General features: G+C 72.1%; 18 protein-coding genes. 5 read left to right on the top strand and 13 right to left on the bottom strand.

Annotation, left to right across the window (positions count from 1 at the left end; translation table 11 throughout):
* Positions 1-37 precede the first annotated feature (37 nt).
* The 11 genes from CP978_RS27260 to CP978_RS27210 form a co-directional block, all read right to left on the bottom strand.
* Entirely contained in the window at positions 38-583 is a 546-nt protein-coding gene (locus CP978_RS27260; RefSeq protein WP_043445121.1) for a GNAT family N-acetyltransferase, read from the bottom strand.
* Positions 584-634: 51 nt separating this feature from the next.
* Positions 635-886, bottom strand: a complete 252-nt coding sequence (locus CP978_RS27255; RefSeq protein ID WP_043445119.1) for a LapA family protein — start codon at positions 884-886, stop codon at positions 635-637.
* A 134-nt stretch (positions 887-1020) separates the two neighbouring features.
* The gene (locus CP978_RS27250) at positions 1021-1968 is read right to left on the bottom strand and encodes a S66 peptidase family protein (protein WP_227745466.1); all 948 of its coding nucleotides are present in this window, start codon (positions 1966-1968) and stop codon (positions 1021-1023) included.
* Positions 1965-3962 carry a prolyl oligopeptidase family serine peptidase gene (locus CP978_RS27245; RefSeq protein ID WP_043445116.1) on the bottom strand — a complete coding sequence of 666 codons (1998 nt, stop codon included), beginning with the start codon at positions 3960-3962 and terminating at the stop codon, positions 1965-1967. The genes CP978_RS27250 and CP978_RS27245 overlap by 4 nt, the downstream gene beginning before the upstream one ends.
* Before the next feature lie 9 nt (positions 3963-3971).
* Complete coding sequence (locus CP978_RS27240; protein ID WP_043445115.1) at positions 3972-5285, bottom strand: M20/M25/M40 family metallo-hydrolase; 1314 nt, start codon at positions 5283-5285, stop codon at positions 3972-3974.
* Positions 5278-6111, bottom strand: a complete 834-nt coding sequence (locus tag CP978_RS27235) for a M55 family metallopeptidase (protein ID WP_043445113.1) — start codon at positions 6109-6111, stop codon at positions 5278-5280. The genes CP978_RS27240 and CP978_RS27235 overlap by 8 nt, the downstream gene beginning before the upstream one ends.
* A gap of 210 nt (positions 6112-6321) precedes the next feature.
* Positions 6322-7341: a Gfo/Idh/MocA family protein gene (locus CP978_RS27230; RefSeq protein WP_043445111.1), complete on the bottom strand. Its 1020-nt coding sequence runs from the start codon at positions 7339-7341 to the stop codon at positions 6322-6324.
* A 25-nt stretch (positions 7342-7366) separates the two neighbouring features.
* On the bottom strand, positions 7367-8269 hold the full coding sequence (locus tag CP978_RS27225; RefSeq protein ID WP_043445109.1) for a sugar phosphate isomerase/epimerase family protein: 903 nt from the start codon (positions 8267-8269) through the stop codon (positions 7367-7369).
* A 1-nt stretch (position 8270) separates the two neighbouring features.
* Positions 8271-9173 (bottom strand): ATP-binding cassette domain-containing protein, encoded by a 903-nt coding sequence (locus CP978_RS27220; protein WP_043445107.1) that lies wholly within the window; start codon positions 9171-9173, stop codon positions 8271-8273.
* A gap of 6 nt (positions 9174-9179) precedes the next feature.
* On the bottom strand, positions 9180-10250 hold the full coding sequence (locus tag CP978_RS27215) for an ABC transporter permease (protein ID WP_043445105.1): 1071 nt from the start codon (positions 10248-10250) through the stop codon (positions 9180-9182).
* A complete protein-coding gene (locus CP978_RS27210) occupies positions 10250-11272 on the bottom strand; it encodes a sugar ABC transporter substrate-binding protein (protein ID WP_043445103.1) in 1023 nt (340 codons plus the stop codon). The genes CP978_RS27215 and CP978_RS27210 overlap by 1 nt, the downstream gene beginning before the upstream one ends.
* Positions 11273-11501: 229 nt before the next feature.
* On the opposite strand from CP978_RS27210, the gene iolC reads away from it, so the two are divergent.
* From iolC to CP978_RS27185, 5 genes are all read left to right on the top strand, one after another.
* Positions 11502-12476 carry a 5-dehydro-2-deoxygluconokinase gene (gene iolC / locus CP978_RS27205; protein WP_043445101.1) on the top strand — a complete coding sequence of 325 codons (975 nt, stop codon included), beginning with the start codon at positions 11502-11504 and terminating at the stop codon, positions 12474-12476.
* Between the two features lie 60 nt (positions 12477-12536).
* Positions 12537-13415: a Cgl0159 family (beta/alpha)8-fold protein gene (locus tag CP978_RS27200; protein WP_043445098.1), complete on the top strand. Its 879-nt coding sequence runs from the start codon at positions 12537-12539 to the stop codon at positions 13413-13415.
* A 130-nt stretch (positions 13416-13545) separates the two neighbouring features.
* Complete coding sequence (gene iolB / locus CP978_RS27195; protein ID WP_043445096.1) at positions 13546-14463, top strand: 5-deoxy-glucuronate isomerase; 918 nt, start codon at positions 13546-13548, stop codon at positions 14461-14463.
* A gap of 4 nt (positions 14464-14467) precedes the next feature.
* On the top strand, positions 14468-16354 hold the full coding sequence (gene iolD, locus CP978_RS27190) for a 3D-(3,5/4)-trihydroxycyclohexane-1,2-dione acylhydrolase (decyclizing) (RefSeq protein ID WP_376697963.1): 1887 nt from the start codon (positions 14468-14470) through the stop codon (positions 16352-16354).
* 28 nt (positions 16355-16382) lie between these two features.
* The gene (locus tag CP978_RS27185; RefSeq protein ID WP_043445092.1) at positions 16383-17180 is read left to right on the top strand and encodes a GntR family transcriptional regulator; all 798 of its coding nucleotides are present in this window, start codon (positions 16383-16385) and stop codon (positions 17178-17180) included.
* A gap of 31 nt (positions 17181-17211) precedes the next feature.
* Here CP978_RS27185 and CP978_RS27180 read toward each other — a convergent pair whose 3' ends face one another.
* Both CP978_RS27180 and CP978_RS27175 read right to left on the bottom strand, forming a co-directional pair.
* Positions 17212-17703: a GNAT family N-acetyltransferase gene (locus tag CP978_RS27180; RefSeq protein ID WP_043445091.1), complete on the bottom strand. Its 492-nt coding sequence runs from the start codon at positions 17701-17703 to the stop codon at positions 17212-17214.
* Positions 17704-17779: 76 nt separating this feature from the next.
* Positions 17780-18934 (bottom strand): Gfo/Idh/MocA family protein, encoded by a 1155-nt coding sequence (locus CP978_RS27175; RefSeq protein ID WP_043449618.1) that lies wholly within the window; start codon positions 18932-18934, stop codon positions 17780-17782.
* Positions 18935-18970 lie beyond the last annotated feature (36 nt).

Raw genomic sequence — 18970 nt, 5'->3', positions numbered from 1 at the left:
GTCGTGGCCGGGTGGCCTCCTGCCCGTCGGCCGGCCGCTACGCGCCGGTCATCTCCGCCGTGATGGCCCAGCGTTCATGGTCCTGCCAGGCCCCGTCGACATAGATCATGTTCGGGGAGAAGCCCTCCAGGCGGAAGCCGCAGCGGCGGGCGAGGGCGATCGAGGCGGTGTTGCCGGGCTGCACATTGATCTCCAGCCGGTGCAGCCGCAAGGGCCCGAAGGCGTACCGCACCACCAGGCCGAGAGCCTCCGTCATCAGCCCGCGTCCGGCGGCGTGCGCGAAGACGCCGTATCCCAGGGCCCCGCACAGAAAGCCGCCCTCGACAATGTTGTTGATGTTGATGAACCCGGCGATGGCCCCGTTCTCCTTCTCGCACACCAGGAACCCCGCCCTCGCCGGATCCCCGATCAGCCGTCCCGCGTAGGAGGCGAACGCCTCGGCGCTGGTCGGCGGGAACAGCCAGGGGCGGTGCAGTTCCTCGCTCTCCCGTGCACGGGCGGTGAACTCGGCCGCGTCGTCCTGGGTGAAGCGGCGTATGCCCACACGGGGGCCTTCGGCAAGATATCCATGGGTCTCAGGCACATCGACACCGTAGACGAGGCCGGGTGGTCCGCGGCCCTGGACCGGGGCGGGTCATCCGCGCCGGCTCGCGGCGAGCGCCCCGGCCAGCGCCCCGATCAGCCCCGTGGCCAGCAGCGCCAGCCACAGCGGCATCGTCACCAGCGTGCCCAGCAGTTTGATCCGGGTCGTCCGGGTGTTCTCGAAGACGAAGACCAGGACCAGCGCGGCCAGGACCAGGCCGGCGAGCCTGCGGGGCGTCAGCCACTCCGGGCCCAGGTGCGTCCCCGCGCTCGTCCCGGTCCTGCGGGAGGTCTTCGGGCTCATGCCACCAGGATGGACGGCCGGGCCCGGAGCCGCCCGGCCGGTGCGGGCCGGACGGGTGACGGCGCCCCCGGGGCCCGCCCACGCCCCGGGACGGCCCCCGGCGGACGGCGGCGCCCCGGCGCCGCGCGGCCGGACTACGCCAGCGCGGGCGCGTCCAGGGTCAGGGTCCCCGCGTCCGCGTCCAGTTCGGCGCCGACACCGAACGGGACGGTCAGCGCCCCGTCCCCGTGGCCGAAGCCGAACTCCTCCACGACCGGCACACCGAGCGGGCCGAGCCGGTCGCTGAGGACGGCGCGCAGCAGGTCGTAGGGGCCGCACTCCTTCCAGGAGCCGAGCGCGATCCCTGTGACCCCGTCGAGCCATCCCGAGCGCAGCAGCTGGGTGAGCATCCGGTCGATCCGGTACGCCTCCTCGCCGATGTCCTCGATCATCAGCAGTCCGCCGCGGGCGCCGGAGCGGGCGCCCGGGGTGCCCAGCTCGGTGGCGAGCAGGCTCAGACAGCCGCCGAGGGTGATGCCGCGGGCGCGGCCGGGCACCAGGGCGGTGCCGCCGGAGGCGATGGTCCGTACGGACTCCGGGTCGAACAGGGTCGCACGCAGATGCTGCTGCGCCCGGGTGTTCTTGAGGAAGTCGACGGCCGACACCATCGGGCCGTGCAGAGTGACCAGGCCCAGGCGGGCGGCGAAGGCCTCGTGCAGCGCGGTGATGTCGCTGTAGCCGACCAGCACCTTGGGCCCCGCGGCCCGCAGCGCGTCCCAGTCGAGCAGGTCGACCATCCGCTGGGCCCCGTACCCGCCGCGGGCGCAGAGCACCGCGGACACCCGTGGGTCGCACCAGGCGGCCTGGAAGTCGGCGGCCCGGTCGGCGTCGGTGCCCGCCAGGTAGGGAAAGCCGGGATGCCGGTCGAGGACGTGCGGGGCCACGACGGGCTCCAGCTCCCAGGCGCGCAGCAGGTCGAGCCCGGCGGCGAGCCGCTCCTCACGCACGGGCCCGCTGGGCGCGACGACGGCCACCCGGGCGCCGGGCACCAGCCTGGGAGGTCGCACCAGGGGGGACGTGCCCCGCACGTCGGGCTGCTTCACTCGGCCGGCTCCATGCGGGCTCCCCGCTCCAGCTCCAGGGTGGGAACGCCGGGCGGGGTCAGTCCGAAGACCTGTGCGTACAGGGACAGTTCGGCCTCCAGGGCGCGCACCATGGTCTCCGCCTTCCGGAAGCCGTGCCCCTCGCCCTCGAAGGTGAGACAGGCGTGCGGGACCCCGGTGCCGCGGATCCGGTCGAGGAACCGCTCGCACTGGGCGGGCAGGCAGATGGGGTCGTCCAGCCCCTGGAGGAGCAGGAAGGGGACGGTGATCCGGTCGGCCTGCTCCAGGGGCGACCGCTCGGCATACCGCTCCGGCACCTCGGAGTACGGGCCGACCAGGCTGTCCAGATACCGCGACTCGAAGTCATGGGTCTCCCCCGACCCGAAGCTCTTCAGGTCCAGCACGGGGTAGATGATCGTGCCGCAGGCGTAGACGTCGGTCGCGGTGAGGGAGACGGCCGTGGTCCAGCCGCCCGCGCTGCCGCCCCGCACGGCGAGCCGCTCGCGGTCCGCGGTGCCCTCGGCGGCGAGCGCGAGGGCGACGGCCGCGCAGTCCTCGACGTCGACCACGCCCCACTGTCCGCGCAGCCGGTTGCGGTACTCCCGTCCGTACCCGGTCGAGCCTCCGTAGTTGACCTCGACGACGCCGATGCCGCGCGAGGTGAAGTAGGCGATCTCCAGGTCCAGGACCAGCGGGGTGCGGCTGGTGGGCCCGCCGTGCGCCCACACGACATACGGCGGCAGCTCCCCGTCGGGCGCCCGGTGGGCCGGGTGGTGCGGCGGGTGGACATGGGCGTGGATCTCCCGGCCGTCCGGGCCGGTGAAGACCCGGCTCCGCGGCTCGGAGTAGTAGGAGGGATCCACCGCGTCCCGGTGGGCGGCGCCGATGACGCGGGCACGGCCGGTGCGGGCGTCCAGTTCGACCACCTCGGGGGCGCTGCGCGGGCCGGCGGCGACCGAGACGATCCGGCTGCCGTGCACGGCGAGCGTGGCGGCGAACTCGGTCCAGGGCCCGGGGCTGTCGGCGAGCTCGCCGCGCGCCGGGTCGAGGATCCCGAGCCGGCCCGCGCCCCGGCCGTGGACGACGGCGATCAGCCCGTTGTCCAGGGGCGCGAACCACCGCTGTCCGACCTTCCACAGCGGGCCGCCGAACTCCTCCTCGCGGGGGCACAACGGCTCGCCGTCCCGGTAGAGGTTCCACCAGCCGGTGCGGTCACCGACGTACAGCAGGGAGCCGTCGGTCGCCCACTCGGCCTGTGCGATCGACTCCTCGGGGCCGCCGGCGACGGTGCGGGGTTCCCGGAAGGTTCCCTCGTCCGTGACCTCGGCGACGATCAGCTCGGTGCCGTCCCAGGGCATCCGCGGATGGTCCCAGGCGATCCAGGCCGCACGCCGCCCGTCCGGAGCGAGACGGGGCCCGGTGACGAACCGGTGGCGCTCGGCGGTGAGTTCCCGGACCGCGGCCCGGTCCCCGGCCGCCGAACCGTCCAGCGGTACGGACACCGCGACCCGGCGCACATCGGTGGACCGTTCCCCGGTGAACTCCTCCAGGACGCACCACACTTCGCCCCGCTCGACATGGATCTGCGGGTCGATCCAGCGCAGTCCGCCGCCCACCGCGGAGAGCGGGGTGAGCGGGCGCGGTACGGCGTCCCCGGCCGCGGGCTCATAGGCGTAGAGCCGCTGGTCGGCGAAGTTCGCGAAGACCACCAGCGGTCCCTCGGGGCGCATCGTCCCGGCCCAGGCCGACCCGCCGTACTCCATGACCCGGCTGCGCACGTTCCACGGGGCGGGCAGCACCGCCTCGGTCGCACCGTCCGCGGTGCGCCGGACCAGGGCACGGCGACCGCCCTCGGCGGGGCGCGGCTCGGTCCACCACGCCTCGTCGCCCACATATCCCACCGACTCCGGCTGCCCGTCGTGCGCGGCGGCCAGCGCCGCGTCGATGGGCGAGGGCCAGTCCCCGTACGGCAGTGTCTCCTTCAACTCCCCCACTCCTCCCAACTAGACCGTGCGCAGAAAGCGGTCGAGGACCTGGACACCGAAGTGCAGTGCCTCCACCGGCACCCGCTCGTCGACACCGTGGAAGAGCGCCTGGTAGTCGAAGCCCTCGGGGAGCTTGAGCGGCGCGAATCCGTATCCGGTGATACCGAGCCGGGAGAACTGCTTGGCGTCGGTACCGCCCGACATGCAGTACGGCACCACATGCCCCTCGGGGGCGAACTCCTGCACCGCGGCGCGCATCCTGGCGTACGTCGGTGAGTCCACCGGCGCCTGGAGGGCGACCTCGCGATGCTCGAACTCCCAGTCCACGTCCGGGCCGGTGAGTTCGTCGAGGGTCCTCGCGAACTCCTCCTCGCCGCCGGGCACACAGCGCCCGTCGACATGGGCCACGGCCTGACCGGGAATCACATTCACCTTGTAACCGGCGTTCAGCATCGTCGGGTTGCTGCTGTTGCGGAGGGTCGCCTCGACGAGCGAGGCGGCCGGGCCGAGCTTCGCCAGCAGGCCGTCGATGTCGCGGGGGTCGTCGAGGTCGGCCTCCAGTCCGTACACGTCGGCGAGTCCGGCGAGCGCGGCGCGCACCGTCGGGGTCAGTCGCAGCGGCCACTCATGGGTGCCGATCCGCGCCACCGCGGCGGCGAGCCGGGTGACCGCGTTGTCGCGGTTGACCTTGGAACCGTGGCCCGCCCGGCCGTGCGCGGTGAGCTTGAGCCAGCTGGTGCCGCGTTCCCCCGCCGCGATCGGATAGATCTGCCGTCCGGCGCCGTCGTGGAAGGTGAACGCCCCGGACTCGCTGATGCCTTCGGTGCAGCCCTCGAAGAGCTCCGGGTGCCGGTCGGCCAGGAAGCCCGAGCCGTCCTCGGCGCTCGCCTCCTCGTCGGCGGTGAAGGCGACCACCAGGTCGCGTCGCGGCCGGAAGCCCGAGCGCGCCCAGTCCCGTACGACCGCGAGGATCATCGCGTCCATGTTCTTCATGTCGACCGCGCCCCGGCCCCAGACGACGCCGTCGCGCACCTCGCCGGAGAACGGGTGCACGCTCCAGTCGCCGGCCTCGGCGGGCACCACGTCGAGATGGCCGTGGAGCAGCAGCGCGTCCGCCGAGGGGTCGGTGCCCTCGATGCGGGCGACCACATTGGTGCGGCCCGTGGTGCGCTCCAGCAGGGTGGGCTCCAGGCCCGCCTCGGCCAGCCGTGCGGCCGCGTACTCGGCGGCGGGCCGCTCCCGGCAGTCGCCCCCGCCGCGGTTGGTGGTGTCGATACGGATGAGGTCGGAGGTGAAGCGCACGACCTCGTCGAGTGCCTGCCGGTCAGCCATACTGCTCCTCCACTGCGGCCGAGACGATCGTGGTGACCGCCTTGAAGGTGCGGATCCCCTCGTACATGGTCCCGCTGGTGTACACCACCTTGCGCTCCCCGGCCCGGTCCACGCCCGGGACCACGGTGGCGGACATCGCCAGATGCTCCGCGTCGAACTCCAGCGCGACGGTGAAGGGCCCGCCGTGCACCGGCTCCTGACGGACCGCCAGGGAGGCCGCCTCCTCGGCGGCGGCGCGGATGTCGGCGGCGGTCCTGGCCGGGGTGCGGCAGACGGCCGCATAGCGTGAGACATGCTCCTTGACGGCGACCTTCAGTGCCCCGGGCGCATATCCGAGCGCGTCCTCGCAGGCCACGTCGTCGCCGGTGACCAGGATGACGGGTACTCCGTACTCGGCGGCGACATACGCGTTCAGCAGGCCCTCGCTGGCGCGTACGTCGTTCACCCACACCCCGGTGATCGAGTTGGCGAGGTAGGTGTGGGCCAGTACGCCCTCCATCCCGGCGCCCGCGTGATAGCCGAGGAACGCCACGCCGTCCACGTCCCCGTGCTGCACGCCCTCCACCATGGACAGCGCCTTGTGCCGCCCGGTGAGCAGCTGCGCCCGCTCGTCGAGCCGCTCCAGCAGCAGATTGCGCATGGTCCAGTGGGCCTCGTTGATCAGCACCTCGTCGGCGCCGCCGTCGAGGAAGCCGAGCACGGCGGCGTTCACATCGGAGGTGAACATCGCCCGGCACCGCTCCCACTGCGGCGTCCCCGGCAGCACATCGGCCGGCCAGGTCACCCCGGTGGCGCCCTCCATGTCCGCGCTGATGAGGATCTTCATGCCGCACCGTCCCCTCGGTCGTCAAGGCGTTGTCGTCCGGCCTGCGACAGCGGTGTGCGGCGGCGCTCCTTCGCGGTGGAGATCTTCATGCCGCGTCACGTTACGCGTCAAGGGGCCGACCTGCTACGGAAAGGCGGACCCGCCCTCCGGGGGGGGCGTCGCCGGGTCCGCGGCGCGTGGCCGCGAAGGGGGGTGGCGACGCCCGGCCGGTCAGGCGTAGAGGGCGGGGCGGTCGATCAGTTCGACCTCGGTGCGGCGCCCCTCGGACTGGGCGCGGACACCCGCCTCGCAGACCGCCGCCGCGGCATAGCCGTCCCAGACGCTCGGCCCGGTCACCTCACCGCGGCGGGTGGCGTCGACCCAGGCCTGCACCTCGTGGTCGTACGCCTGGGCGAAGCGCTCCACATAGTCCTGGGCGACCGTGCCGCCCCAGCGGCCCGCCATATGGGTCACCATGGCGTGTCCGTCGCCGATCCGGGCGGTGCCGTACTCGCAGACCGCCTCGGCCTGCACCTGGTAGCCGAAGCCGCAGTTGACATAGATCTCGACGTCGACCAGGGCACCGCCGCCGGTCTCGAAGACCACGAACTGCGGGTCCGACAGGCCTTCCGGGGCGTTCCCCGTCGGGGTCGGGCGCAGCACCGTCACCGCGGTGATCTCCTGGCCGAGCAGCCAGCGCGTCACATCCATCTCGTGCACGACGGAGTCGTTGATGAGCATGGCGTCCGTGAAGCCGGGCGGGCTGGCCGCGTTGCGGTGGCGGTTGTGCAGCATCAGCGGCCGGCCCAGCTGGCCGCTGTCCAGCAGCGCCTTGAGCTTGACGTACTCGGCGTCGTAGCGCCGCATGAAGCCGACCTGGACGCGCCGGTGTCCCAGCTTCTGCTCGGCCTCGAGGATCCTGAGCGCCGAGGCCGCGTCGGGGGTGAGGGGCTTCTCGCACAGCACCGGCAGATCGCGCTCGAAGGCGGCCAGCAGCGCGGCCTCGTGGGCGGGACCCGGGGAGGCGATCAGCACCGCGTCGACGTCGGCGTCGGCCATCGCGGCCGCGGGTTCGGTGTAGGCGGTGCAGCCCTCGACGCCGGCCGCGACGCTCTTGGCCCGCTCCCCGTCGACGTCGACGACGGCGGCCACCCGCGCCCCGGCGGTCACTTCGTTGATACGGCGCACATGGTCGGCGCCCATCCGCCCCGTTCCGATGACGGCCACGGAGAGCGTTCCACGCTGAGTCATGGTGGTGGGTGGTCCCTTCGGACGGTCAGGCGCCGCAGGAGCGGAGGAAGGCGCGGGTGCGCACGGCGACGGGCAGCGGCCGGTCCGGCGGGCAGGGGTACATGTCCTGCTCGACGATGGCGAAGAGTTCGACGCCGAGGGCCTGAGCGGCGGTGAGCACCGGCTCCAGCGCTGGCACGCCCGCCGGGGGCTCGCACATCACTCCGCGCTGCACCGCGGGACCGAACGGCACCCCGTTGTCGACGACCTCGGCGAGGATCTCCGGGTCGACCTGCTTGAGGTGGAGGTAGCCGATGCGCTCGCCGTAGGTCTCGATCAGCTTGACGCTGTCGCCGCCGCAGTAGGCGTAGTGCCCGGTGTCCAGGCAGAGGTTGACCAGGTCGGAGTCGGTGGAGTCGAGGAAGCGCTCGACGTGCTCCTCGGTGTCGATATGGGTGTCGGCGTGCGGGTGGACGACGATGTCGAGGCCGAAGGTCTCCTTGACCTCGTGGCCGAGCCGTTCCATGCCCTTGGTGAGATGGGCCCACTGCGCGGCGGTGAGTTCGGAGGGCTCGATGATCTCGGCGGTCTTGTCGTCCCGCCAGAAGGAGGGGATGACCACCAGGTGTTCCGCTCCCATGGCCCGGGTGAGGGCGGCGACCTGCCCGACGTGTTCCCAGGTGGACTCCCAGACGGCCGGGCCGCGGTGCAGCGAGGTGAAGACCGTGCCGGCCGACACCTTCAGGTTCCGCCGCTCCACCTCGTCGGTGAGCCGGGCCGGGTCGGTCGGCAGATAGCCGTAGGGGCCGAGCTCGATCCAGGAGTAGCCCGCCTCGGCGACCTCGTCCAGGAAGCGCTGCCAGGGCACCTGCCGGGGGTCGTCCGGGAACCAGACGCCCCAGGAGTCCGGGGCCGAGCCGACCCGGATGCGGTCCAGGGCAGTGGTCATGTCAGGACTTCCCTTCGGGTGTTGCCGCCGTGGATGCCTGGAGGTCCCCCGCTTCCGGGAGCTCCTCGATGTCGACGCCGCCGGTCTGCGCCAGTTCGTGCCTGAGGGCGGCCAGTTCCGCGCCGCCGGCCATGTGGTTGGTCAGCTCTTCGAGACTGACCTTGTCGCGGGCCGCGCTGAGCTCCAGGGTGCCCAGGCGCAGCACGTTGAAGTGGTCGCCGACCATATAGGCGTGGTGCGGGTTGTGGGTGATGAAGATGACGCCGAGGCCGCGGTCGCGGGCGGCGGCGATGTACTTCAGGACGACCCCGGACTGTTTGACGCCGAGCGCGGCGGTGGGTTCGTCCAGGATGAGGACGCGGGCGCCGAAGTAGACGGCGCGGGCGATGGCGACGCACTGGCGCTGGCCGCCGGACAGGGTGCCGATGGGCTGTTCGAGGTCGTCCAGGACGATGCCCATGTTCCGCAGTTCGTCGTCCGCGGTCTTCTTCATCCGGGCGATGTCCAGGCGCCGGACGGGCCAGGGGCCCTTGGTCATCTCGGAGCCGAGGAAGAAGTTGCGCCACACCGGCATCAGCGGCACGGTGGCCAGGTCCTGGTAGACGGTGGCGATCCCGCGGTCCAGGGCCTCGCGGGGGGTGCTGAAGCGCACCGGTTCGCCGTCGACGAGGAACGCGCCCTCGGTGTGCTGGTGCAGACCGGAGATGATCTTGATCAGGGTGGACTTGCCGGCGCCGTTGTCACCGAGGACGCAGGTGACCTCGCCGGGGCGGACGGCGAGATCGACACCGTGCAGGGCGCGGATGTTTCCGTACGACTTGCCCGCGCCGCGCAGCTCGACGACGGGGGCCTTCCCGGACGGGGCGGCCGGGCCGTCGGTGTCGCGGAGGTCAGCGGTGGTCATGGGGGGTCACCTCCGGGTCGCAGACTTCTGGACCCACAGATTGATGAGGGTGGCGCCGATGAGCATCACCCCGAGGAAGGCCTTGAACCAGTCGGGGTTCCAGCCTGCGTAGACGATGCCCTGGCTCACCATGCCGAACATGAAGGCGCCGAAGACCGGTCCGATCGCGGAGCCGTGGCCGCCGGTCAGCAGACAGCCGCCGATCACCGCCGCGGCGATGTAGATCAGCTCCTGGCCGACGCCCTCGCCGGACTGCACGGTGTTGAAGGCGAACAGCTGGTGCATCCCGACGAACCAGGCGCCGAAGCCGACCAGCATGAACAGCGAGATCTTGGTGAACTTCACCGGCACGCCCACGGCCCGCGCACTGTCCTTGTTGCCGCCGACCGCGAAGATCCAGTTGCCGTACCGGGTACGCAGCAGCACCCAGGTCGCCAGGGCCGCGAAGAGCAGCCACCAGAGCACGGTCACCTTGAACTGGACGCCGCCGACCGTGAAGGAGGACGAGAAGAGCGCCTTGGCCTGGGTGAAACCGTCCATGTCGCTGATGTCGTCGGTCGCCACATTGCCGGTGACCAGCTTGGTGACCGCGAGGTTGATGCCCTGGAGGCCGAGGAAGGTGCCGAGGGTGACCAGAAAGCTGGGAAGTCCGGTGCGCACCATCATCCAGCCGTTGAACGCGCCGATCGCCAGCGACAGCACGAGCGCGACGAGCACGCCCACCCAGACGTTCATGGTGAGCTGGAAGCTGACCATGCTCGCGGTGAGCGCCGAGGTGATCACCCCGACACCGGCCGACAGGTCGAACTCGCCGCCGATCATCAGCAGGGCCACGGGCAGCGCCATGATCCCGATGGTGGACGACTGGTAGAGCACGGTGGCCATGGCGCTTCCGGAGCGGAACGCCGGGGCCATGGCGAAGAAGAAGACGAACACCGCGACGGCGCCGAGGAGGACGCCGACCTCCGGCCGGGCGAGCAACCGCAGCGCCAGGGGGCGCCGGGCGGTCCGGCCGTCGCGTGCCCCGGGACCGGAGGCCGGCGGTGCACTCACCGCCGGCGCAGCCTGGTCGGACATCACCGGGTGCCCTTCGCGGCGAAGGCGGCGACGGAGTCGACATTGGACTTGTCGACGAAGGCCGGTCCGGTCAGCACCGGCTGCTCACCGCCGCCGCTGTAGTTGCCATTGTTCTTGTACAGCCACAGGGAGTCCACCGCGAGGTAGCCCTGGAGGTAGGGCTGCTGGTCCACGGCGAACTGGATGTCGCCCTTCTTGATGGCGCCGGTGAGTTCCTTGTTGAGGTCGAAGGTGGCGATCTTGGCCTTGCTGCCCGCGTCGGCCACCGACTGCACCGCGGTCATCGCGAACGGGGCGCCCAGCGTGACCACATAGTCGATGGAGCTGTCCTGCTTGAGCTTGGCGGTGACGGTGGACTTCACCGACGGCATGTCGGTGCCGTTGACATAGAGGGTCTGGGTCTTGCCGCCGAAGGTCTTCTTGACGCCGTCGCAGCGCTGGGTGAGCCCGATGTTGCCCTGTTCGTGGATCACACAGACCACGTTCTTGGCGCCGACCTCGTCGAGCTTCTTGCCGAACGCCTCGCCGGCCACGCCCTCCTCCTGGCCGAAGAACTCCATCAGGCCCAGCTTCTTCCAGTCGTCGACACCCGAGTTGAGGCCCACCACGGGTATGCCCGCCGCGGTGGCCTTGCCGAGGACCTCCTTCATGGCGTCCGGCTTGGCGAGGGTGACCGCGATGCCGTCGACCTTCTGGTCGATCGCGTTCTGCACCAGGTTGGCCTGGTTCCCGGCGCTCGGGTCGTTCGAATAGACCAGCTTGATGTTGTCCTTGGCCGCCGCCGCCTCGGCCCCCTTGCGGACGATGTCCCAGAAGGTGTCGCCGGATCCCTGGTGGGTGACCATCGCGACGGTCATCCGGGGGGTGTCTGCCTTGCCCGCGGCGGCGCCGGAGCTGCTCTCCTCCGACTTCTTGCCACCCGAGCTGCTGGAGCAGCCGGCGACGAGCAGCGCGGAGGCCGCGGCCAGCGCGACCAGCGGAACCAGCCTGCGGGAGCGGCGGGGGTGGAACGTGCGGTCCATCTGTCGTGCACCTCACACTGTGCGACCGGGTGTTTGGGACCGAAGCAAACCCTTGCGATACCTAGCTGTCAATACTTTGTTAAGACATCATTTCAGAAGCAGGTCCGAATGTAAGAACAAAGTCTTGACAGAAAGTCATTGTGCGGCCTACACCTGTGAGGCATCCGGGCCGGTTGTTCCACCTTCCGGACCTTCGACCGCCCGCTTCCCTGCACAAGGAGCGACGCCCATGCCCGAGTCCGCCGAACATCTCGATCTGATCACCATGGGCCGCATCGGGGTCGATCTCTATCCGCTGCAGACCGGTGTGCCGCTCCCCCAGGTCGAGACCTTCGGAAAGTTCCTCGGCGGTTCGGCCGCCAATGTGGCGGTGGCCGCCGCACGCCTGGGCCGTGCCACCGCCGTCATCACCCGGACCGGGAACGACCCCTTCGGCACCTATCTCCACCAGGCGCTGCGGGAGTTCGGCGTCGACGACCGGTATGTCACCCCCGTGGACGCCTACCCGACCCCGGTCACCTTCTGCGAGATCTTCCCGCCGGACGACTTCCCGCTGTACTTCTACCGCCGGCCCAAGGCCCCCGATCTGGAGATCCACACCGACGAGCTGGACCTGGCGGCCGTCCGCTCGGCCCGGATCTTCTGGATCACCGGCACCGGACTGAGCGAGGAGCCCAGCCGCTCGGCCACGCTCGCCGCCCTGAAGGCCCGGGACAAGGCCGGCATCACGGTCTTCGACCTCGACTGGCGCCCCATGTTCTGGGCGGGCGACGGCTCCCGCGGCCCGGCGGAGACCGCACGGCCCCACTACGCCGAGGCGCTGCGCCACGCCACCGTGGCGGTCGGCAACCTCGACGAGTGCGAGATCGCCACCGGGGTACGCGAACCCCGTGCGTGCGCCCGGGCCCTGCTGGACGCGGGCGTGGAACTCGCGGTCGTCAAGCAGGGACCCAAGGGAGTGCTCGCCATGCACCGCGACGGCACGACGGCCGAGGTGCCGCCCCTGACCGTGGAGGTCGTCAACGGGCTCGGGGCCGGGGACGCCTTCGGCGGCTCGCTCTGCCACGGGCTGCTCGCCGGCTGGCCGCTGGAGAGGACCCTGCGGCACGCCAACGCGGCCGGGGCCCTGGTCGCCTCCCGTCTCGCCTGCTCCTCGGCGATGCCGACCGAGTCCGAGATCGCCGGCCTCCTCGCGCACGGCTGACCGCCGTCCCGAGGCCTCTCGCCCGCGGCGGACCGCCGCCCCCTCCGAACGGAGCCTGTCTTGAGCATCAGCATCCCCGACCTCACCCGGATGCGCGTCCGCCATCCGGAGGCCGTCGCCGAGGCCGCCGCCCGCCGCGTCCGCCGCCCGCTGATCGGCGACTCCGGCCGCCTCATGATCGTGGCCGCCGACCATCCGGCCCGTGGCTCCCTCGGCGTCGGCGACCGCCGCCTGGCCATGGCGAACCGAGCCGATCTGCTGGAACGTCTCTGCATCGCGCTCTCCCGGCCCGGCGTGGACGGGGTGCTGGCCACCGCCGACATACTCGAGGACCTGCTGCTGCTCGGCGTCCTGGACGACAAGGTCGTCATGGGCTCCATGAACCGCGGCGGCCTGGCGGGCGCCTCCTTCGAGATGGACGACCGCTTCACCGGCCACCGCGCCGAGGACATCGCACGGCTCGGCTTCGACGCCGGGAAGCTGCTGCTGCGCATCGACTACGACGACCCCGGCTCGCTGCGCACCCTGGAGTCCGCGGCCCGGGCCGTCGACGACATGGCCGCGCGCCGGCTGCCCCTGTTCGTCGAGCCCTTCCTGTCGCGCCGGGTCGACGGAAAGGTGCGCAACGACCTGAGCGCCGAGGCCGTCACCCGCTCCATCGCCATCGCCTCGGGTCTCGGCGGCACCTCCGCCTACACCTGGCTCAAGGTTCCCGTCACCGAGGACCCCGACGACATGGCCGGGGCGCTCCAGGCCTCCACGCTGCCCGCCGTGCTGCTCGGCGGCGAGGTCGGCGGGGACCAGGAGCGCGCCTACGAGAAATGGCGCACGGCCCTGCGCCTGCCCACGGTCCAGGGTCTGGTCGTCGGCCGGTCGCTGCTGTACCCGGCCGAGGGCAGTGTGGAGACGGCGGTGGACACCGCGGTCGGCCTGCTGTGACCCCGCACGGAGCCCCCGGCCGGGACCGCCCGGGCGCCCCCGGCCGCACCGCCCGCCCGGCATCGCTCCGCGCCGCCGTCTCCGTGACCTCACCCGACATCGCCTCTGTGATCGCTTCAAGAAGGGCATCATGACCGCCACGCATCACCTTCCCGCGGGCCGGGCCGCCACCGACGCCTACGCGGTCGAGATCACCCCCGAGTCGGCCGGCTGGGGCTACTCGGGTCTGAAGGTGCTCGACCTGCCCTCCGGCGGCCGGCACACCTTCGACACCGCCGACAGCGAGTGGATCGTGCTTCCGCTGTCGGGCTCCTGCACGGTCACCGTCGACGACGACACCTTCCGGCTGCACGGCCGGGAGAGCGTCTTCAGCGGGGTGAGCGACTTCGCCTATGTGCCGCGCGACGCCCGGGTCTCCCTCACCTCCGAGGCCGGCGGCCGGTTCGCACTCACCGGCGCCCGCTGCGAGCGCCGGCTGCCCGCCCGCTACGGTCCCGCCTCGGCCGTGCCGGTCGAACTGCGCGGCACCGGCAACTGCTCCCGGCAGGTCAACAACTTCGCCGCGGCGGCACCCGCGGGAGCCGGGGACGGCTACGGCTTCGACTGCGACCGGCTGATCGCCGTGGAGGTGATCACCCCGGGCGGCAACTGGTCCTCCTTCCCGCCGCACAAGCACGACGAGCACCGGCCCGGCGAGGAGTCCCAGCTGGAGGAGATCTACTACTTCGAGTTCGCCGCCCACGAGGGCACGCCCGGGCTCGGCTACCAGCGGGTCTCCCCCTCGGGACCCGGCCGCACCACGGATGTGCTGGCCGAGGTGCGCGACGGCGATGTCGTCCTCATCCCGGACGGCTGGCACGGACCGTCCATGGCCGTACCTGGCCACCACATGTACTACCTCAACGTCATGGCGGGCCCCGATCCCGAGCGCGCCTGGCTGATCTGCGACCACCCCGGCCACGCCTGGATCCGCGGCACCTGGCCCGCCCAGCCGGCCGACCCGCGCCTCCCGCTCTACACCGCCCCCGCCGACGAGCCGTCCCAGTGAGGTCATGATGAGCCACCCGAACCCGTCAGTGCGTCGTCTGACCGTCGCCCAGGCCCTGGTGCGGTTCCTGTCCGCGCAGTACAGCGAGCGCGACGGGGTACGCCACCGTCTGATCGCCGGCACCTGGGGCATCTTCGGCCATGGGAACGTCGCCGGAATCGGCCAGGCACTGCTGGAGGCCGGCGAGGAGGCCATGCCGTTCCACCAGGGCCGCAACGAACAGGCCATGGTGCACGCCGCCGTCGGCTACGCCCGCCAGTGCGACCGGCTGTCCGCACAGGCGGTCACCACCTCCATCGGGCCCGGCGCCACCAACCTGGTCACCGGCGCAGCGCTCGCCACCATCAACCGCCTCCCGGTGCTGCTGCTGCCCGGGGACTACTTCGCCGCCCGCCCCGCCGACCCGCTGCTGCAACAGCTGGAGCACCCGGTGGAGGCCGATGTCTCCGTCAACGACACCCTGCGCCCGGTCTCCCGCTACTTCGACCGGATCACCCGTCCGGAGGCGCTGATCCCGTCCGCGCTGAACGCTATGCGGGTGCTGGCCGACCCGGCCGAGACCGGAGCGGTCACCCTCGCCCTGCCGCAGGACGTGCAGGCGGAGGCGTACGACTGGCCCGAGGAGTTCTTCGCGGAACGCGTCTGGTGCATCCGCCGCCCGGCGCCCGACCCGGTCGAACTGGCCGAGGCGGTACGTGCCGTGCGCGCCGCCCGCCGTCCGCTGATCGTGGCGGGCGGCGGCGTCCACCACAGCGGGGCCGAGAACGCGCTGAGGGCACTGGCCGACGCCACCGGCATCCCGGTCGCCTCCACCCAGGCCGGCAAGGGCTCGCTGCGCCACGACCACCCCGCGGACCTCGGCGGCATCGGGCACACCGGCACCGCCGTCTGCGACGAGACCGCCCGCACCGCCGACCTGGTCATCGGCGTCGGCACCCGCTACACCGACTTCACCACCGCCTCCGGCACCCTGTTCCAGCACCCCGGCGTGCGGTTCGTCAATCTCAACATCGCCGCCTTCGACGCCCATAAGCTCGCCGCCCGCACCCTGGTGGCCGACGCGCGGGCGGGCCTTCAGGCACTCGCCGAGGGACTGACCGGCCATCGGGTGGACCCGGCGTACGAGGCCGAGTACCGGGCGGGCAAGGGACGCTGGGACCGGGTCGTCGAGGCCGCCTTCCACGCCGACGACGAGGACCGGGCCCCGACCCAGACCCAGGTGCTCGGCGCCCTGGACTCCGTGGTGGGCGACGAGGACGTGGTGATCAACGCGGCCGGCTCGCTCCCGGGCGACCTGCACAAGCTGTGGCGGGCCCGTTCGGCGCGCCAGTACCACCTGGAGTACGGCTACTCCTGCATGGGCTACGAGATCCCGGCGTCCATCGGCGTCCAGCAGGCCGCTCCGGACACCCCGGTGTGGGCGCTGGTCGGCGACGGCACCTATCTGATGATGCCCACCGAGCTCGTGACGGCGGTGCAGGAGGGTCTGCCCGTCAATCTGGTGCTGATCCAGAACCATGGCTACGCCTCCATCGGCGGCCTGTCCGAGGAGACCGGCGGCGAACGCTTCGGCACCGCCTACCGCTACCGAACCGAGGGAGGCGCCTTCACCGGCGCCCCGCTCCCGGTGGACCTGGCCGCCAACGCCGCCAGCCTCGGCATGGAGGTGATCCGCGCCGGGACCGTGCGGGAACTGCGCGCGGCCCTGGCCGCGGCGCGCGCCTCGGACCGGCCCACCTGTGTGTATGTCGAGACGGACCCGACGCCCACCGCGCCGGGCGCCGAGGCGTGGTGGGACGTGCCCGTCGCCGAGGTCGCCGCCCGGGAGGCCGCCGTGACGGCCCGGAAGCGGTACGACCGGCACTCCGCCGACCGCCGGCGCCACCTGTGAACCCGGCACCGACGGTCAGGACGATGCGATGAGAAGAGCTCCCGCCGCCAGGCCGGCCCACCCGTCACCCGCGGGCCACGGGACCCCCGCGGCCCTCGATCTCGCGGTCGACCGGGGCAGCCCGGTCCCGCTCTACTACCAGCTGGCCCGGCAGTTGGAGACGGCGATCGAACAGGGCGCGCTGGGCCCGGGCAGTCGGCTGGGCAATGAGGTCGACCTCGCCGGGCGGCTCGGCCTGTCCCGCCCCACGGTCCGCCAGGCCATCCAGTCGCTGGTGGACAAGGGGCTGCTGGTGCGTCGCCGGGGCGTGGGCACCCAGGTGGTGCACAGCCAGGTCAAGCGCCCGCTGGAACTGAGCAGTCTCTACGACGATCTGGAGGCCGCCGGCCAGCGACCGAGCACTCGGGTGGTGCGCAACGCGGTGGAGCGGGCCTCCGCCGAGGTCGCGGCCACCCTGGGGATAGCCGAGGGCACCGAGGTCCACCACCTGGAGCGGCTCCGCCTCGCCCACGACGAGCCCATGGCGTTCCTGTCCAACTATGTGCCGCTGGATCTGCTGGACATCCGCACGGAGCGACTGGAGTCGACGGGCCTGTACCGGATGATGCGCGCCGTCGGCGTCACCCTGCACAGCGCCCGGCAGTCCATCGGCGCCCGCCGCGCCACCACCGAGGAGGCCGAGCGGCTCGCGGAACCGGAGGGCGCCGCCCTGCTCACCATGCACCGCACGGCGTACGACGACACGGGCCGCGCCGTCGAGTACGGCACCCATGTCTACCGCGCCTCGCGCTACACCTTCGACTTCCGCCTGCTGGTCCGCCCCTGACACCGACGCCCCGCCGGACGGCCGTGTCCGCTCACCGCCCGGCGGCGAGCGGACGCCGGTACCGCATACCGGGCCGGCCCGCGACCGGCGCGTCCTCCACTGCGGCGAAGCCGTTGCGCAGCAGCACCGCCCGGGAGGCCGGGTTGTCGAGCGCGACCAGCGCCGTCAGCGTGGTCAGGCCGTACTCCTCGGCGGCGCGACCGCAGATCTCCCCCACCGCGGCCGTCGCCACGCCCCGTCCCGTGGCGCGTTCGCCGATCCGGTAGCCGAGTTCGGCGTCGCCCGCCCGGACGTCCACCAGATTGACGCGTCCGATCACCTCGCCCCGGTCGTCGAGGAGCAGATGGAAGTGGCACAGCCCGGCCTCCTGCTCGGCCAGCAGGGCGCGATGGCGGTCGGCGAACTCGGCGAAGTAGGCGTCACCCCGGTCGGACACGAACCGCGCGAAGTACTCCCGGTTCTCCCGCTCGAAGGCCAGCAGGGCCCTCGCATGGTGGGGGCTCAGCCGTTCCAGCGTCGTCATGACCGCAGCCTACGGTCCGGTGCCCGCCCCCGCGCCGGCCGGGGAGCGGGGGTGCCGCCGCGCGGCCGGGCGGTGCTCAGGCCGGGCTCACCCAGGTCCCCTGCTCGGCGGAGCGGGCCATGGCGTCCAGTGCGGAGGCGCTGCGCACCGCGTCGTCGAGACCGGCGCCGTACGGGATGCCCTCGGTGACGGAGCGCAGGAACTGATACGCCTCGACGACCTTCAGGTCGTCATAGCTCATGCTGTTGGCCGCACCGGGCTGGAAGGCGGCGAACTCGCCGTCGCCGGGGCCGACATGGCGGATGCTGACGGGCTGGTCCTGGTAGGAGGTGCCCAGGCTGACGCCGAGTTCGCCCATGCGCCGGAAGTCCCAGAAGACCGCCCCCTCGGTGCCGTGGACCTCGAAGCCGTAGTTGTTCTGCTCCCCCACCGAGACCCGGCAGGCCTCCAGGACGCCCCGGGCTCCGGAGGCGAAGCGCAGCAGGCAGTTGACATAGTCCTCGTTCTCCACCGGGCCCGGCTCGCCGCCCGTCGCCCGGGTGTGACCGGCGGTGGCACCGGCGGGGCGGGCCCGTTCGGGGATGAAGACGGCGGTGTCGGCGGCCAGCGAATCGATCTCGCCGAGCAGGAAGCGGGCCAGGTCCACGCCGTGCGAGGCAAGGTCGCCGAGCACCCCGCTGCCGCCCCGCTCACGCTCGTACCGCCAGGTCAGGGCGCCCTCCGGGTGGGCCGCATAGTCGCTGAAGAGCCGGATGCGGGCATGGGTGACGGTGCCGATCCCGCCGGAGGCGATCAGCTCGCGGGCGGCGGCGACGGCGGGCGCGTTGCGGTAGTTGAAGCCGACCGTGCCCCGGACGCCGGCCGCGGCGACGGCGTCGGCCACCGCCCGGGCGTCCCCGGCGGTGAGACCGACGGGCTTCTCGATCCAGATGTGCTTGCCCGCCTCGGCCATGGCGACGCCGATCTCCCGGTGCAGGAAGTTCGGGGCGGCGATGCTCACCGCGGCCACCCTCGGGTCGGCGGCGATCTCGCGCCAGTCCCTGACCGCGGTGGAGAAGCCGTACCGCCCTGCGGCCTCCTCGGCCCGGCCGGGCACCTCGTCGGCGACGGCGACCAGTTCGGGCCGCACGGACAGCTGGGGGAAGTGGTGCGGCACACGGAGGTAGGCCTGGGTGTGCACCCGTCCCATCCAGCCGAATCCGACGACGGCGACACCGAGCGTGCTCACGATGACCGACCCTTCTTTGGACCGTTCCAGGAATGTCCT

This window comes from Streptomyces nodosus, from assembly GCF_008704995.1.
GTDB lineage: Bacteria > Actinomycetota > Actinomycetes > Streptomycetales > Streptomycetaceae > Streptomyces > Streptomyces nodosus.
Note: the sequence above shows the minus strand (reverse complement) of the source record. Positions and strands in the feature narration are given on the sequence as shown.

What these genes read in the sequence shown, in the direction of transcription:
- CP978_RS27255 (WP_043445119.1), bottom strand. Translation starts at nt 886, where the DNA reads ATGAGCCCGAAGACCTCCCGCAGGACCGGGACGAGCGCGGGGACGCAC.
- CP978_RS27240 (WP_043445115.1), bottom strand. Translation starts at nt 5,285, where the DNA reads ATGGCTGACCGGCAGGCACTCGACGAGGTCGTGCGCTTCACCTCCGAC.
- CP978_RS27235 (WP_043445113.1), bottom strand. Translation starts at nt 6,111, where the DNA reads ATGAAGATCCTCATCAGCGCGGACATGGAGGGCGCCACCGGGGTGACC.
- CP978_RS27230 (WP_043445111.1), bottom strand. Translation starts at nt 7,341, where the DNA reads ATGACTCAGCGTGGAACGCTCTCCGTGGCCGTCATCGGAACGGGGCGG.
- CP978_RS27225 (WP_043445109.1), bottom strand. Translation starts at nt 8,269, where the DNA reads ATGACCACTGCCCTGGACCGCATCCGGGTCGGCTCGGCCCCGGACTCC.
- CP978_RS27220 (WP_043445107.1), bottom strand. Translation starts at nt 9,173, where the DNA reads ATGACCACCGCTGACCTCCGCGACACCGACGGCCCGGCCGCCCCGTCC.
- CP978_RS27215 (WP_043445105.1), bottom strand. Translation starts at nt 10,250, where the DNA reads ATGTCCGACCAGGCTGCGCCGGCGGTGAGTGCACCGCCGGCCTCCGGT.
- CP978_RS27210 (WP_043445103.1), bottom strand. Translation starts at nt 11,272, where the DNA reads ATGGACCGCACGTTCCACCCCCGCCGCTCCCGCAGGCTGGTTCCGCTG.
- iolC (WP_043445101.1), top strand. Translation starts at nt 11,502, where the DNA reads ATGCCCGAGTCCGCCGAACATCTCGATCTGATCACCATGGGCCGCATC.
- iolB (WP_043445096.1), top strand. Translation starts at nt 13,546, where the DNA reads ATGACCGCCACGCATCACCTTCCCGCGGGCCGGGCCGCCACCGACGCC.
- iolD (WP_376697963.1), top strand. Translation starts at nt 14,468, where the DNA reads ATGATGAGCCACCCGAACCCGTCAGTGCGTCGTCTGACCGTCGCCCAG.
- CP978_RS27185 (WP_043445092.1), top strand. Translation starts at nt 16,383, where the DNA reads ATGAGAAGAGCTCCCGCCGCCAGGCCGGCCCACCCGTCACCCGCGGGC.
- CP978_RS27180 (WP_043445091.1), bottom strand. Translation starts at nt 17,703, where the DNA reads ATGACGACGCTGGAACGGCTGAGCCCCCACCATGCGAGGGCCCTGCTG.